The 15882-nt window shown below is 47.1% G+C and carries 13 protein-coding genes and 1 pseudogene; 9 read left to right on the forward strand and 5 right to left on the reverse strand.

The window, feature by feature from the left end; all coding sequences use genetic code 11:
- Positions 1–193 precede the first annotated feature (193 nt).
- Positions 194–2209, forward strand: a complete 2016-nt coding sequence (locus KDK16_RS06145; RefSeq protein WP_257254712.1) for an EAL domain-containing protein — start codon at positions 194–196, stop codon at positions 2207–2209.
- Positions 2210–2348: 139 nt separating this feature from the next.
- On the opposite strand, the gene KDK16_RS06150 is transcribed toward KDK16_RS06145, so the two are convergent.
- Genes KDK16_RS06150 through serB form a run of 4 tightly spaced genes read right to left on the reverse strand, consistent with a single transcriptional unit; the run spans position 2349 to position 7190 of the window.
- A complete protein-coding gene (locus KDK16_RS06150) occupies positions 2349–2972 on the reverse strand; it encodes an ATP-binding cassette domain-containing protein (protein ID WP_257254711.1) in 624 nt (207 codons plus the stop codon).
- Positions 2969–4687, reverse strand: a complete 1719-nt coding sequence (locus tag KDK16_RS06155; RefSeq protein ID WP_257275184.1) for an ABC transporter permease — start codon at positions 4685–4687, stop codon at positions 2969–2971. Before KDK16_RS06155 ends, KDK16_RS06150 begins: the two co-directional genes overlap by 4 nt.
- 10 nt (positions 4688–4697) lie before the next feature.
- Positions 4698–5909 (reverse strand): ABC transporter substrate-binding protein, encoded by a 1212-nt coding sequence (locus KDK16_RS06160; RefSeq protein WP_257275186.1) that lies wholly within the window; start codon positions 5907–5909, stop codon positions 4698–4700.
- A 54-nt stretch (positions 5910–5963) separates the two neighbouring features.
- On the reverse strand, positions 5964–7190 hold the full coding sequence (gene serB / locus KDK16_RS06165) for a phosphoserine phosphatase SerB (RefSeq protein ID WP_257254708.1): 1227 nt from the start codon (positions 7188–7190) through the stop codon (positions 5964–5966).
- A gap of 489 nt (positions 7191–7679) precedes the next feature.
- On the opposite strand from serB, the gene KDK16_RS06170 reads away from it, so the two are divergent.
- The gene (locus KDK16_RS06170) at positions 7680–8954 is read left to right on the forward strand and encodes a hypothetical protein (protein WP_257254707.1); all 1275 of its coding nucleotides are present in this window, start codon (positions 7680–7682) and stop codon (positions 8952–8954) included.
- Positions 8955–9078: 124 nt separating this feature from the next.
- On the opposite strand, the gene KDK16_RS06175 is transcribed toward KDK16_RS06170, so the two are convergent.
- On the reverse strand, positions 9079–9780 hold the full coding sequence (locus tag KDK16_RS06175; RefSeq protein WP_257254706.1) for a hypothetical protein: 702 nt from the start codon (positions 9778–9780) through the stop codon (positions 9079–9081).
- Positions 9781–10162: 382 nt separating this feature from the next.
- On the opposite strand from KDK16_RS06175, the gene KDK16_RS06180 reads away from it, so the two are divergent.
- From KDK16_RS06180 to KDK16_RS06210, 7 genes and pseudogenes are all read left to right on the forward strand, one after another.
- The gene (locus KDK16_RS06180; protein ID WP_257254705.1) at positions 10163–10873 is read left to right on the forward strand and encodes a type I restriction-modification system subunit M N-terminal domain-containing protein; all 711 of its coding nucleotides are present in this window, start codon (positions 10163–10165) and stop codon (positions 10871–10873) included.
- Positions 10874–10947: 74 nt separating this feature from the next.
- Positions 10948–11232, forward strand: a complete 285-nt coding sequence (locus tag KDK16_RS06185; protein ID WP_257275187.1) for a hypothetical protein — start codon at positions 10948–10950, stop codon at positions 11230–11232.
- A gap of 132 nt (positions 11233–11364) precedes the next feature.
- Positions 11365–11531 (forward strand): annotated as a pseudogene (locus tag KDK16_RS06190) (cell filamentation protein Fic); the annotation flags it as partial.
- 11 nt (positions 11532–11542) lie between these two features.
- Positions 11543–12754, forward strand: a complete 1212-nt coding sequence (locus KDK16_RS06195) for a restriction endonuclease subunit S (RefSeq protein ID WP_257275188.1) — start codon at positions 11543–11545, stop codon at positions 12752–12754.
- Position 12755: 1 nt separating this feature from the next.
- The gene (locus KDK16_RS06200; RefSeq protein ID WP_257275189.1) at positions 12756–13799 is read left to right on the forward strand and encodes a virulence RhuM family protein; all 1044 of its coding nucleotides are present in this window, start codon (positions 12756–12758) and stop codon (positions 13797–13799) included.
- Entirely contained in the window at positions 13796–14104 is a 309-nt protein-coding gene (locus tag KDK16_RS06205; RefSeq protein WP_257252435.1) for a hypothetical protein, read from the forward strand. The genes KDK16_RS06200 and KDK16_RS06205 overlap by 4 nt, the downstream gene beginning before the upstream one ends.
- 180 nt (positions 14105–14284) lie before the next feature.
- Positions 14285–15820, forward strand: a complete 1536-nt coding sequence (locus KDK16_RS06210; protein ID WP_257252434.1) for an F-box protein — start codon at positions 14285–14287, stop codon at positions 15818–15820.
- Positions 15821–15882 lie beyond the last annotated feature (62 nt).

A 15882-nucleotide genomic window follows, 5' to 3' on the forward strand; every position in this document is an offset into this window, starting at 1 on the left:
CCTCAATTTCTTGCAATCCTCGCTACGGACGCTTAAGTCCGACAGGCTGCTAGTACGTCTTCTTTAGTAGAATAAGTTTTTGCAGGGAGTGCAATGGGGGCCGGGCCATAGGTAACAGACTGACTGTTAGCTGCCCTGATAAGAGAAAAATTACCATAACTGAAACAGCTTTAGGCTAAAAAAAACTGCCATCATGAACAATAATAAACAGCCGTTACGCCTGTTGACACTCGAGACCTCCAGAAACGAGGCAGAGCGTTGGGTTAAACTTTTCCGCAACTCCGGCCTTCCTGCCCGGGTGCAACAGTTAGACACTCTTGATGATCTTGAGGAGGCACTGAGCACTGGCCAGTGGGATTTATTGCTCACTGTTGAAGAAACGCCCTTGCTGAATGCCGGGCAGGTTTTGTCGAGCATTCAGAGATTAAAACTCGATATTCCAGTCATTGTTTCTATTCATGATAATAAACCCGATATCATCAGGCATTGGCTGGAGAAAGGGGCGGGTGATGCAATCCATCACTCTCACGAAGAACATATATTGCATGCCCTGCTCAGAGAAAAGGCGAGTCAGGAACACCGACAACAACTGCAAAAACTGCAAAAAGAGCTGAACGACCTTAAGCAGCGCTGCCAGCTACTGATGGACAATACTTCTCAGGCCATTGCCTATGTTCACGAAGGCATGCATATCGATACCAACCCTTCTTACAACAAACTATTTGGTTATGAAGACCCCGACGATCTGGCAGGCACGCCTCTGATTGATATGATCGCTTTCCGGGATCAGCCACTGTTTAAAAATCTGATCAAGCATTTCAAACCGGGAGATGAACAACCCACTGTCGAATGCCAGCTAGTGAATGTAGAAGGTCAAACGTTTCCAGCAACAGTCCTGCTATCCGATGCTGTGTTTGATGACGAGCCGTGCATCCAGGTCATAGTAAAAGGCAATGCTCCCACATCAACGGCAACGACGGTGGTTGATCGGGAAGAAAATTCTATTCTGGTTCCCCGGGAACGTTTTACCCCACTGCTCTCTGGTCACCGGGAACCGGAAACTCTGGCTTATCTGAGGCTCGATAACTATGACTCTATTCGAGAAAATACAGGCGTCGACGGAAGTATAGCGATTCAGGAAACAATGAGTCGTTTGTTGTATGAGCATTTACCCGACAGTACTGCCACTCACTATGGTGACGAGGTCTACCTGATCGATGTCCACGAAAAGAATGTTGCCGCTCTGGAGCTATTAAGGGCGGCTCTGGAAAATGAACTGATCCCTACAGGACAACAAACGCTCTTCACAACAGCCAGTATTGGCCTGGCTGAGATTGGTCAGGCTTGTGATGGACAAACCATGCTGGAGCGCGCCCGTTTAGCCTGTCATCTGACTGCCAGCAACGGAGGCAATAAGCTCGAGCTCTTCTCCCAGAGCGCGATTGATAACCAGAAAGCCTGCAATGGTGACACCGTTGCCATGATTCGTCAGGCTCTTGAAAACGACAGCTTTCGTTTGTTATTCCAGCCTGTGATCAGCGTAACCGGAGATGGCCCGAGTTATTATGAAGTTCTGCTGCGTCTTCTGGACCAAAAAGGCAAGGAAGTCCCTGCCGGTGAGTTTATCACTGCCGCGCAGGACAGTGACCTGATGCCATTTATTGACCGATGGGTTATCCGCCAGTCCGTGAAACTGCTATCGAGAAAGCTTAGAAACGGTGAAGACACTCGCCTGATGATTCACATCAGTCAGGCCAGCCTGAACGACGAAGAGTTCACTGAGCGTTTATCTCGCTTACTGGAAGCTGCCGATGTTCCCGGCCAAATGATTGTCCTGCAGATGGCCGAAAGACTGGTTCACCAACATCTTAATCAGGTTAAGACTTTCGCAGAACGCCTGAAGCCTTCTGGTTGTCAGTTTGCCATAACTCAGTTCTCTGGCGAGTCACCTTCCATGAAAATCATGGAACACCTGGATCTGATGTTTGTGAAGCTGGACTGTCTGTTCACGGAGCAACTTGAGCGAAATGAAGACGCACATCTCAAGAGAACCGCTAAACATCTCAAGAGCCTCAACAAAGTCATCATCATACCCGGGGTGGAGAATGCCCAGGCACTCACCAGTATCTGGCAGCTGGGTGTTGATTATATCCAGGGTCATTATCTGCAACCCCCTCTTGAATCCATGACCTACGACTTCAGCAGCTAGCAGCCGTGAGCATCGGCAAATCCGGACAGTCGGTTCCTACTCACTCTGTTGACTCGAAGAATCTGAACCCACCGAACAGTGGTCAGGGTATTTCGAGTCATCCTGCAGGTTCCTGAGATACACTCACTGGGCGAATCGTTCAAAGCTTTATTATTTCACTGGCATCCGGAATATCAGCCGAATCATGAGTGACCATAATGACCGGTATTGATAGCTCCGAAACCCGCTGAAAGACAAACTCCCTGAACTGCTGACGCAAAGCTTGATCAAGCTTCGAAAACGGCTCATCCAGTAACAGAACTTTCGGCTGCGAAAGCAGGGTTCTCATCAAACTGATCCTGGCCCGTTGTCCTCCCGACAGAGTCAGTGGATTATTCTTGTCAAAACCGGGAAGCTGACATTCATTCAAGGCCTGTTCAATTTTCTGTTTTCGTTGGCTCCGGCTATAGGAGGAAGGTATTCCGAAAGCCAGATTCTCACCGACTGAAAGATGGGGAAACAACAGATGATCCTGGGGTTGCAGTGCTATTCCTCGCTGATGGGAGGGTGTATGGGTTATGTTTTTATTATCAAGAATGATGGTTCCTGAAGACTGAAAGTTTCGGGCCAGAGTTCCGCAGAGAACATCAAGAATAGAAGACTTACCACAACCGCTAGGACCCATAAAAACCAGAACCTGACCCTCGCTGACAGTGAAACTCAGATCAGAGACCAGTGATTTTCCTGCAACTGACAAGCTGAGCTTTTTGACTTCCAGCTTCATACCCATCTCCTGACTGGCCGCCGGTTTCTGATCCTCCGGGAACTGAGCAGTAGCATCAGTCCATACATCAACACAGGCAACAGTATTTGTACCAGTGCGTATACCGCCATAACTTTTCTATTACCACCGGAAGCCAATGCCACCGTTTCCGTTGTGACGGTTGATATTCTGCCTGCCCCGGCAAACAACGTTGGCAAATATTGGGCAATGCTGACGGCAAAACCCAGAGCAAAACTGGCCAACAAGGGTTTCAACAGAATTAAACATTTCACCTGCAAAAAGGCCCTGACCGAAGAACCAGACAACATGAGAGCCTGAGCAGTCTGTCGTTCATCATAATACCGCCAGGGGCCTGAAAGACTGAGATAGCAATAAGGCAAAACAAACAGCAGGTGCATAAAAACCACTGACCACCAGTGCCCCTCTGCACCGGAACGAATCAGCCAGATCTGGATACCAAACAAAAATGTCAGCTGTGGCAACAGTAATGGCAGATACATAGTCCGGCTTATCAGTCTGTGCATTTTTTTCAGGTAAGGGGACGCTATTTGGCTTCTCCTGCCCGCTTCCAGTATCAGGACCGAGATAAGCAAAGCCAGAAAAGCCGACACCACGCCAATCAGCAAAGCCATTTCCAACGGTTCCACAAGTCTTGGCCAAGCCCGTTCCCAATGGCGGAAGGACCAACTCTGTGGCAAAAGATGAGGGAATCGCCACCGCCAGACAAACGACCAGATTAACAACATGAACGCACTGGCGCCGAATACAACCAGCAGTGCCTTCCAGCCAAAAATAGACAGACAACGCCAAACACCTTCTCCAGAGCCTCTGCGACCGGAGGTCAGCCAGCCCCTTAGCAAAGTGGCTGCCAACCTTTCCAGCAATACAATAGAACCAATGGCAGCAAGCACCAAAATCATCAACAAAACACTGCCGACAGAGGCCAAAGCCTGAAATTCAAGGTCAGGATTCTGATACCAGTTCAGCACCTGCACGGCAAAAGTGGGCGGTGTTGCCGGGCCCAGTACAATGGCGATATCGACAACAGAGAGGGCAAACACCAGAACTGTCAGCATGGAAAGACGAACTCTCAAGTACAGCTGGGGCCAGATCAACTTTACCCAGACCGTCCAGGATTGATAGCCCAGTCCGGCCCCCGTTCTTAGTATTTCCCTGACCGGCAATTGCCTGATGGCCACCATCAGCATCAGAATCAGAAAAGGAGTTTCCTTCAGAACCAACAATGCGGTTAATGACAACGCCCAGGGGTCCTGCACCGTCTGCCAGTCCGGGGGGCCTTGCCAATCCATGAAAGCTGAGAGTCCCCTGGCCAAAATACCACTGGGCATAATCAAAAAGAACAGCCCTACAGAAAGTGCTACATGGGGTGTTGCCATGATGGGTGATAACCAGCGCTGTGCCTGATACCAGAACCGGCGATCCCAGGCAGCACTGACAAACGCCAGCGCCAGCAGCATGGAGACCAGTGTGCTTGACATACCCGAGAAAAAAGACCACCAGAGCATCTCTGTCAGGCCGGGCGTTTCCCACACTTGCAGCCAGGGAGCAAAAGACAGGGAAGTCATTCCCAGTATCGGTAAATAACCAAATGCGGGCAGAACCGCACTGACTGTGCCCAACAATACGACGGATAAGAATAAAACTGCGACCAGTGCCGCAGCAAGTTGCACAGCAAAACTCTTTCTGAACTTCAAACTGCCTTTCTCACTGACGGTAACGCTTCTGCCACTCTGCTTCCAGAGCGGTTGACCAGGAGCCGTGTGGCTCAGGCAATGTTATGCCCAGAGCTTCAGGGCTGAGGGTAGCGATACCCAGAGGTAACTCACTGAAGTGTCGTTTATCCAACTCAGCCAGTTTTCCCATGCTCAAGACGGTAGGATCACCCCAGACATCCGGGTCCGCTTTGTGTAACTGGGCTTCAGGGGACACCAGGAAGTTAATCACGACCTGCGCAGCTGCTTTTGCACGGGCATTATAGGGAATAGCCAGAAAGTGAGTGTTTCCGACCGTTCCGTCAGAATGAACATAGGTTCTGACGCTTTCGGCAAGTTCGCCATTGGCAATCGCAGAGCTGGCATAAGATGGATTAAACGACATTGACAATAGAATTTCACCATCATCCAGCAGAGGTGTCAGCGCCAGATTGTTCTGCACAAAGGTTTCGCCCTCACGCCACAATAACGGGTGCAGTTCATCAAGATAACGCCACAAGGGTGCCGTTATCTTGTCAAAGCTGTCTGGGCCAACAGGCTGGAACAAAGCCGGATTCTGCTGGGCCAGCTCAAGCAACAACTGCTTAAGAAACGTGGTTCCTACAAAATCAGGTGGCATTGGATAGGTGACCCGGCCAGGATGCTTTCTGGCAAATTTCAATAAATCTGCCGCGCTTTTCGGAGGTGCCTGCACACTCTCCTGATCATAAATAAAAACCAGCTGCGCCATGCCCCAGGGTGCTTCCAGACCTTCAACGGGCTCACCAAAATCCAGAATCGTTGTGGGTTTTTCCCGGGTATCAATCCAGCGGTAATTGGGTAGTTGTTCAGAAAATGGCCCAAAAAGCAGGCCATGATTTTTCATTGAACGGAAGTTCTCGCCATTAATCCAGATCATGTCGACCGTGCCGTCTGAATCGCGACCGGCCTGCTTCTCTGCCAATATACGACTGACAACGTCTGCCGTATTGCTGACTTTGACCTGTTTCAATTCAATATCATAACGCTGTCGTACTTGTTTGGCTGTCCAGCGAATATAGTCATTGACCTGCTGATCTCCGCCCCAGGCATTAAAGTAAACACTCTGCCCTCTGGCCTCTTTGAGAATCTTCCGCCATTTTTCGCCCGCTGAGAGTACAGAGGAAGATTCAGAAAGAGACGCCCCATAGCTGCTTAAAGACCAAAGAGATGCCAAAAAAGCCACAGCCTGTAAGACACGTAAAAAGCTTGTTGTAATCATTGAACGCTGGAACCATCCTTAGCTTTTATCCTGATTCAGTATTTGCAGGTCTTTGTCACTGAAGCCTGACAGGTAGAGTATGCTATCAAGACCCAATGTTGAGATAGACTGTCTGGCGCTTTGCCTGACCAGAGGCTTGGCCCGGAACGCAATGCCCAATCCGGCGATACTCAGCATGGGTAAATCGTTAGCTCCATCGCCTACGGCAATGGTTTGCTGCAAAGAAACTCCTTCACTGAGAGCAATCTGTTTGAGCAGCTCTGCCTTGCGCTCGCCGTTGACGATCTCACCTTTGACTTCACCGGTGACTTTGCCATCGACGATGTCCAGCTCATTAGCAAAAATATGGTCGACCCCCAATCGCTCCTGAAGAAAACGGGCAAAGTAAGTAAAACCCCCTGACAGGATCGCTGTTTTATAACCCAGTGCATTCAGGCATTTAAAGAGCTTTTCAGCGCCCTCCATTATCGGCAGCTTTTCGGCTATGCTCGCCAGAACCGACTCATCCAGACCTTTCAGCATGGCCAGCCTTTCGCGGAAACTCTCGTTAAAATCCAGTTCGCCCTGCATGGCCCTTTCAGTGATTGCTGCCACTTTGTCACCCACGCCCGCTGCTTCAGCCAGCAAATCAATAACCTCGGCTTCAATCAGGGTAGAGTCCATATCAAACACCGCCAGCCTGCGATTCTGGCGATAGATGTTGTCTTCCTGAAAGGTCACATCCATGTCCAGCTCTGAGGACAGGCGCAAAAAGTCCGTTCTTAATGCGTCCGGTTCAGGAGAAAGTCCTCTGACCCCGAACTCCAGACAACGGCCAGACAGTCGGGTAATCCGATCTATATGCAGAGCATGTTCTGTTGTGATATGGCTAGCACGGGCGATGTGCTCTGCTGTGATGTTTTTGGAAAGCAGGGTCAGGATGTAACGATTATTGCTCTGTTCGGATGCCCTCTGTTGAAAGCCTTCATCAGAAAGGGTCTGATAATTGCCGTGAAGCTCAAGTTGATCAAAGTGAAAAAGCAGATCTTCCACCACAGGAGAGACTTTCAGACCATCTGGCAATCGAACGATGATCGTCCATGAAAGAGTTCCACGAGTCAGGGTGTCATGGATAACCGACTGCCCGATATCGAGAATTTCCAGCCCCCTGTTCTGATGAGCACAGGCAGCCATGATGGACGTTATGGAGGCCGTCAGACCGGGTTTGTCTCGCCCTGTCACATTAATCAGCAGAATCTCTCTCACAGTTCACCTGGCTTCTTATCGTTTTGCAAATGGCTATACCCCCAAGCGATTTCAAACATTTCCTATCGCTCATGGCAGTTAGCCGACGCTATTGTAACGCATAGAGTTCGATAGCGTCAGGCAGAGAGAGAATTCTGAGACTCCTTGTCCTTCACTCTGGTTTGTGCTTTGTGGTTTGTGATTTGCCTGAAAGCGGGAAAAAAGCTCCTTTCTCAACAAAATGCCGCTCTATTGGAACTCGTTTGTTCTCTTCATAAAGTCAAACTTTCCAGTGCTGAAAAAAAACTGAAAATTGAAAAACAAGCTACACTGTCGCTTTGATATAAGAATCCTTCAGGGTAATGGGTATAAACCAGCTCTGCACTAATATCCTCGCTCAGTATACGACAACCAAGGGTAGTGTCACGCTCCTTGCCGAAATGATCAAAAGCTGGACCCGTTCAAGCATCAGGTATTTCCAATTTATTTTATGCCAAGTGGGGTTTTTCAATGCTAAAAAGCTTGTGGCAAACATTGATATTTTTAACTTTGGTTGTAACAGGAACGGTTAAAGGGGCCTCTTACCCAACTCCTTCGCCTGAGCCACTCACTATAGTACTGGGCAATGGTTCCATTATTGTTCAGGAGGATATGATTTTATCCATCCATGGTTTTACTCCATTTTTTGATTCCCAAAAAGGCTCAGTACTGCTGATTTCAGACATTAACGAGAAAAGTATCATCAGACTTCGGGCAGATGCCCACCAGTCTCTGGCTGTGACTGATCTGTCAGGTCATCAGATACACATTGATTTACAGGATCTGCTAAAAAATAAAAAGGCTGTTTTTGCGCCTGTTGATGGTTCAATTCATACTGAAAAAACAGGGCGGTTTTTTTCGGGTATTACTATAACGGCAAAAGAATTGTCGTCTGCTTTAAATGGCTTGCCGACAAGCTTACTTTTACAAAACAACGATTATCAAAAGGGCAGTCAGCAAGAACGATATTCAGGCGGCCTAACTCCAGGTCAGGCTATTTTTTCTCTTTCTGGGCTTAGTGGTCATAGCAAGTCACTCCTACCAGCAAGTCATGGACTGCTGGGAATAAACGACAAAAAATCACTACTCTCTGAATTTCTCGATTATCCGGTAGCGCCAACTTTTGTAGAAGTGACGGCCTATATGAATTATGAAAACTACACAGATGCTGAAGAAAACGTCAATGACACTATGATTCTGCTTAGATTTCTGGTGGAGAATTCAGAAACAGTAGGAGTGCTTTATTCTTTGTTAATGTCAGCTTTTTCTACAGCTTTTCTCTGCGGACCTAGCGGAGATGAATTTTCGAAAAGATTCTGGATGAAAGATCAATACCAACCGCTAAAGCTGGAAAAACTTTATCATTTTTTGGTATCCAGAAAGCAAAGCGAAATAGATAATGCGTCCCAAACCGTTGAAGGTTCGACTGGGGGAGCTTCGGCAGCATTGCCGGAGTCTGAAAACGCAGTGACAGCAGTGGGTTATGCGATTGCCAGACACATTAGAAGAGTGTTTTCAAGAAGTACAGACGAAAAGATCAAATCTATTCTGGAACACTTCCTTGGACCAGAGCTTCCTCTTCAATATGATGAAGAGCAACTAGACAAACTGGTGAGAGTTGCAAGGCTTCTTAAGCAACATGCCGAGGAAAGAGCAGGTGGAGAACAGTCAGATGAAGATGAAACCTCGAGCAGTGATTCTGAAGATGACATATTAAGCAATCTTAAAGACAAACTGAATTTCTGATCTCAAATAATGCCGCTGATGCGGGCAATTCAGGGTAAGTCTCTCAACAACCCTGATACGAGCAACCCGGAGCACCGCATCAACAAACAAATTGCAGCTCACTATAATCTGCCTTTTCGTCAGGTTATTCGCGGGCAGACGAGCCTTTAAGATCATTAGGTGAAGATTTGGTCTGTAATGCCTCAAATTCACTTTTTACAGCTTGATAACCGGGGGCATCAGGGGCAAAATAGAGTTCATCAAATAAGCTTGTGGTTTTAACAGCTAGAGACCAATTCAAACCATCTTCAATTACATTAAAAGCACTGGTCAAAGAAAAAATCTCCTCACCCCGATAACTAACATGATAATCAGAAGTAAATGATCCCTTCTTGACTTCAGAAAAGTGTCTACCATCATTCAGATTTTCATCTGTTGAAATATTCAGAGGCTCAAGATATTTAAGTAATTGGGTGACTTTCTCAAATACTTGGATATCCTGATCAGGAGCTGCCTCTCTACCATACATATTTTTGTAAATCAGAGTTTGCTGTTTCAGCTGTTCTAAGTAATTAATGATAGTTGTCACATTCTCCTGAGCTTTTTTGTTTGCTGCGTCTATTTCAGTGCTCGCCTGGTTAGACACTACTCTCTGTTCAAGTGACGTGCTGCTGCTGGCAACGGCTCCCAAGTTCTGACTTGAGTGATCGGGATCGCTGCTCAATGAAGCATCAACATTGTCAGCTGCCGTTGTAGTTCTGCCGAAGCTGACACCCTTTGGTGTTTCCTCCTCAGGCTTTGGTGAAAAAAAACCAGCAGTGCTGGAGTTGTTATCTACGTTATTCATATTGACTACTCCTTTGTTAATTTTGTTCCCACTTAGAAAGAACATTCAAAATGGCTTCAAAACTCTGAGTCGGTTTTGAAACAAAAGTTCATAACATTGGAGTAAGTGCAATTAACAAAACTGCGAATAAGGCCTGATCTACCCGATGATTTTAGATTTACGGTCAAACAGGCCACTTTTCAGGCAGTTTCTTGTCATGTTGTAGTATTTTGACTCTCACGGCCCTCTTCTGGGAGAGGCTTCTCGCCGAAGCTGGTAAACTGAACCCTTTTTTACCGACAGAGCTACCGAGACCCACGCTCCGCCTATTGCTGATTGCAGTAGCCAAATCTCCGGGCGGTAGCGTACTGTCAAAAGAACCTTGTTTTCAGGAGTGCCATCAATGACCAGTGCCCAACAGCGCGCCGAACTACAGCGCCAGATCTGGCAGATCGCCAACGATGTGCGTGGTTCAGTAGACGGCTGGGACTTCAAACAATACGTGCTGGGCACTCTTTTCTACCGCTTTATCAGTGAGAACTTCACCAACTACATCACGGGCGGTGATGACAGCGTCAATTATGCGACAATGGATGATGGCGATGAAAACATTGTCGCAACCAGAGAAGATGCCATCAAAACCAAAGGCTATTTTATCTACCCCAGTGAACTGTTTGTGAACGTAGCGGCCAATGCCAGCAAAAACCATAACCTGAATACCGAGCTGGCTGACATATTCAAGTCGATTGAATGTTCAGCCAACGGTTATCCGTCAGAAGCCGATATCAAAGGCCTGTTTGCCGATTTCGACACCACCAGCAACCGTCTGGGTAACACGGTAAAAGATAACAATGTGCTGACAGATCAGCATATCCAGCAGATTATGGCAATCTTCCACAGCAAGGACGATGTGGAGCATGTCGCAAAGTCGGTCAGCCTTGAGACGATCACTGACAATGACTACAACCTGTCGGTCAGCAGTTATGTGGAAGCCAGGGATACCCGGGAGAAGGTTGATATTACTCAGCTGAATGCTGAGCTGAAAACTACGGTTGGCAGGATAGATCAGCTACGCTCGGAGATTGATGCCATTGTGGCTGAGATAGAAGGTTGAGGCATGAACATTTGAAAATATCTTTCAAATGGTGAATAACTGCCGTAGACGACAAAGAGAGGATGCGATTCACCATGTATTATCTCATTGAACACAATCGCACCACCAAGGCTACTCAATGCGATGAATACAGTGATTACTCTGCGGCGCAGGCAGTCTGCCTGCAAAAAGAGCTGCATTACTTTCTGAACAATAAAAATGAAATAGAAGTGGTTATTTTTGAAGCCAACACCATTGATGACTTAAAGCGTACCCACAGTCGCTATTTTGTTAACGATGCACAGAAAGCTAATACAACAGACGCTTTATCGGCGATTGGTCTGCTGGGTCTTGCTATTTCTTTGTTGAATAAAAAGTGAGCAGGGCGAGCATGATTTTCGACAAGCACAATTCATTAGGGATGAGAGATTTTATGGATCAACTGCCGGTTGAGCTTGAGGCGCTTTATGTAGTTATTCGAGATTTTCGAATAACTGCCAATGCCAGAAAAAGAGTACCTCTCTGCCATGCAACGCAGTGTCGTCAAAGATATCGAGTCAAACACCTGCTCAGGCAAGCCTTAACCGATCGGATAGACGACCGTGACCTGTATATGAAAGGCATTGATGTTAGTTATTTTTATGAAGGTTATAGTGAGTTCAGGACTGGGGACTTGTAGTGGTGGGTGATATGGATTTTATGGAAAGGCTGTTGGATGGGGCTGAGGTTGAGTGGGTGCCTTTAGGCAATGAAAAGTTTTTTGAGATTGCCAACAAAGGGAGAAAACCAGTAAAAGCGTCCCTCCGTTCACCGGGAAAAACACCATATTATGGAGCCAACAACATACAAGACTACGTTGAGGGGTATACTCATGATGGTGAATTCGTACTAATTGCAGAGGATGGCTCAGCAAGTCTCGAAAAATACTCTATACAATATGCAACTGGAAAATTCTGGGCTAACAATCATGTGCATGTTATACGTGGAAAGTCGAAACTTAACACAAGATTCATATTCCACTACCTTTGCATTGTTAATTTCATACCGTACTTATCTGGCGGTGACAGAGCAAAGTTAACAAAGGGGAAAATGCAACAAATTCCAATCCCCATCCCCTACCCACAAAAATCCCTAAAAATCCAATCCGAAATCGTCAGAATACTGGACAAATTCACCGAGCTGACCACCGAGTTGACCACCGAGCTTAATGCACGGAAAAAACAATACAACTACTATCGTGATCGGTTGTTGAGTTTTGATGGTGGGGAGGTGGAGTGGAAGACTCTGGGAGAGCTTGGTGAGTTTATTCGTGGAAAGCGATTTACCAAAGCAGATTATGTGGATAATGAAGGTGTTAACGTTATCCATTATGGCGAAATTTATACTCAGTACGGCGTTTCGGCAACTCATGCGGTTTCACAGGTTCGCCCTGAGCTGGCCCCATCACTGAGGTACGCAGAACCCAATGATGTTGTAATAACCGATGTCGGGGAGACCGTTGAAGATGTTGCTAAAGCGGTTGCCTGGATTGGAGATGATAAAGTCGCGATTCATGATCACTGTTATGCGTACAGACATTCACTGAACCCTAAGTACGTTTCCTATTGCATGCAAACAAGCTCATTCATTGCAGATAAGGCAAAGTATATCGTTCGTGCAAAAGTGAAAACGCTGTTAATTAAAGGATTCTCGAAAGTTCAAATACCCGTTCCCTATCCGAACGACCCAGAGAAATCCCTCGCAGAGCAGGAGCGAATTGTTGCCATACTGGACAAATTCGACGCCCTGACAAACTCCATCACCGAAGGCTTACCCAGAGAAATAGAGCTGCGCCAAAAGCAGTACGAATACTACCGTGACTTGCTGCTAAGCTTCCCAAAACCAGAAGAGAGGGCAGCCTGACATGAGCCATAAAAGCCTGAGCCTGCAAGACCAAACCACTGAGTTCCTGCTTTATACCGCTCCCGGTGGAGACGTAAAGGTGGAGGTCTTGCTAAACAATGAGACCCTCTGGCTGACTCAGCAGCGGATGGCCGAGTTATTTGGCGTACAGCGCCCAGCCATTACCAAACATCTGAAAAATATATTTGAAAACAATGAGTTGCAAGAAGATGTGGTATGTTCCATTTTGGAACACACCACTGAGCACGGAGCCGTAGCAGGCAAAACCCAAACCGGGAAAATAAAGTACTACAACCTGGATGCCGTCATCTCCGTCGGCTACCGGGTCAACTCAACCCAGGCCACACAGTTCCGCATTTGGGCAACGGCCTTAATCAAGGAATACATCATCAAGGGCTTTGCCATGGATGATGAGCGCTTAAAAAATGGCCAGTACTTTGGTAAAGATTATTTTAAAGAGCTACTGGAGCGGGTGCGTTCCATCCGTGCCAGCGAGCGGCGTATTTACCAGCAGATTACCGATATTTTTGCTGAGTGCAGTGTCGACTATAATCCCAAATCAGACACCACTCGTTTGTTTTATGCCCATGTGCAGGACAAATTTCATTTTGCCATTACCGGTCACACGGCAGCAGAAATCATCGCTCTGAAAGCCGATGCCGACCAGCCTCTGATGGGCATGAATACCTACAAAAACGCCCCTGATGGTCGTGTACTGAAATCAGATTCCAAGGTGGCAAAGAACTATTTAGCCGAAAGTGAGATCAAACAGCTGGAGCGTACCGTATCCGCTTTTTTTGATTATATCGAAGGGATTATCGAACGACGCAACACCTTCACCATGGCAGGATTTGCAGACAGTGTGAATAAGTTTCTGGCCTTTAATGAGTATCAGGTTCTGGAAGGCCATGGCACCATCAGCCGCCAGCAGGCAGAGCAAAAAGCCTTTGCCGAATATGAGAAATTCAACAAAAAACAGCGGATAGAATCAGATTTTGACCGTCAAATTAAAAAACTGCTGACAAAGAAAGGTGGTGATCAATGACCGACTACAAAACCATCGCCGAATCAAAAAACTTCATCGTACTCGATCAATACACCCAGGACTGGCAGGTCAAGGACAGCTACCAGAGCGAAGCCGATCTTGAGCACGAACTGATCGAGGATTTGCAAAATCAGGGTTATGACAACGAGCTTAATCAACGTGCATGGTTTGATACAGTGTCACGGTTTTCTCTCAGGCCTGCTGCCAGGGACACAGGGCGCTACGATCGTTTTGCCAAATTCCTTGAAAGCCATGGCAGTCTGAAAAACATTCCACCCGCCAACGACTATATGCTAAGTCTTTGAGGCACTCGGCAGGCAAAGCGGCTTCGGGTGTTCTGGGACTTTTTGAGAACATACTGTTTTTTGTTAGTGGCACTTAACAAAGTGTCATGAACTTTCATTCTGAAACCGACTCAAATTAACGTCATGAAAGTTGAATGTCCTCGCTGATACAAGGGAATAGTCGCTGGAGAGAAATCAGATATGCATGATATTAAAACTAACGCCATGGAAGGCTCACAATCACCACCACCACCTAAGCGAGCTCGATTGGAAACACCCACGGGTACCAGTGCGGGTAGGCTCATCACTGTACCCGACGGGGAACAAAAGGAAAATACTACATTGCTGAATTTACCTTCAGTGACTTTTAGCCAAATTTTCCATTCTTTGAAACTTAAAGAGATTCGCAGTGTACAAAAGGTATGTACCCACCTTCGCGATGTTGTCAAAGAGAATAGAGCCTTGGCAAAAGCATGGTTTCGCCAGTTTCCTGCATCACACCAGGATCAACTGAAGATGGCCATGGCTACAAAAACGAATAAGCAAGTCTACGATTGGTTAAAGTCGTTTACGAATGATGAGACGTTAGCCAAGTCACTGTCAGATCGCCGACAGGGGGGGAATTATTTAACGGCTCTGTTGTATTTCACCAAGATTAACCTGATGTCTGGATGTAAAACATTTACTTTAGAGGACACCATCATTTGCGAGGAGCATGAAGTTGAATCAGCCCACCTCAGTGTCGATGGCCGCTATCTGGCTACCGCATGCAATGACGGAACAGTAAAAATCTATGACTACAGCACTGATGGATCACGGGTGAATACCACCATTACCCATGACAACATTGTCAGATCAGTCATCTTCAGCCCCAATGGTAAACACCTGGTGACCGCCAGTTGGGATAACACGGCGATGATATATAGCTTGGGGGACGATGGCGTATGGCAACACAAAGCAACACTTACCCATATTAACGTGGTCCTATCAGCCATTTTTAGCCCCAATAGCTGCCATGTGATAACCGCCAGCCTGGATAATACAGCGCAACTTCATAGCCTTAAGGCCGATGGATCATGGGAACCTGTCCACTTGATTCATCATAATGGTATAGTCCAAACAGCCATCTTCAGTGCCGATAGCTGCCGTGTGGTGACCGCCAGCCGGGATATGACGGCAAAAATCCACAAACGAAAGACCGATGTAGAATGGCAAGAAGAAGATAGTATTTCCCATAGTTTTGCTGTCATGTCTGCCAGCTTCGGCCCCGATTGCTGTCATGTGGTGACTGCCGGTCAGGATCGCATAGCGAAAGTCAGCATGAAGCAGGCCGATGGATCATGGGAACTACTGATTGCCTTTCACCACAAAGATCAGGTCAATTCGGCCAGTTTCAGTCCCAATGGTCGCTATTTCGTGACTGCCTGCGAAGACGGAAGCGTGACAATCTTCGGCCGACAAGCCTATGGTAAATGGGAGCAAGTAGCCATCTTTTACCATAAGGGTGCGGCCAGATCAGCTACCTTCAGCCCCGATGGTAGCCTTTTGGTGACTGCCAGTAATGACGGAACAGCGAAAATTATTGGCCAGGAGGACGATGGGACATGGTCAGAAAAAGGCAAGATTGTCCATAAAGACTCTGTCCTTACCGCCACCTTTAACGCCGATGGTAGCCGTATAGTGACCGCCAGTAGTGACAAAACGGTGAGAATCACTGAACTACGGAGAGGTAATTGATTGTTGTCTGTTGCAAAACCGCCAGACGGCAACAGTGAATCAGAGTTCATCGTGATCCGGTA

The organism is Endozoicomonas sp. SESOKO4, assembly GCF_024606275.1.